The following is a 239-nucleotide window of genomic DNA, read 5'->3' as shown; positions in this document are numbered from 1 at the left end:
TGTAGCTCACGGTCGGCGCCGTGCCGTTGTAGTTGGCATCCGGGGTGAAGGTGTAGGCGCCGTTCGCCGCGATCACCAGGGTGCCGACGTTGGCGATGGTTGCGGTGCTGCCGGCGGCGTAGGTGGCGTCACCGATGGTGAAACTGACCACGCTGACCGGGCCGTCGACGCTGCTCGTGCCCGTGAGGACGCTGCCGCTCACCGGGGCATCTTCAGCGGTGGTCACGCGTTCGCTGAGG

Annotated in this window: 1 protein-coding gene; it reads right to left on the bottom strand. The window is 68.2% G+C overall.

The window, feature by feature from the left end:
- Positions 1 to 239 (bottom strand): cadherin-like domain-containing protein (locus ACM6IK_RS27070; protein ID WP_414876745.1); only part of this gene is annotated, 239 nt, incomplete at both ends.

It is taken from the genome of Pseudomonas sp. IT-196MI5, from assembly GCF_949767415.1.
Taxonomy (GTDB): domain Bacteria; phylum Pseudomonadota; class Gammaproteobacteria; order Pseudomonadales; family Pseudomonadaceae; genus Aquipseudomonas.
Note: the sequence above shows the minus strand (reverse complement) of the source record. Positions and strands in the feature narration are given on the sequence as shown.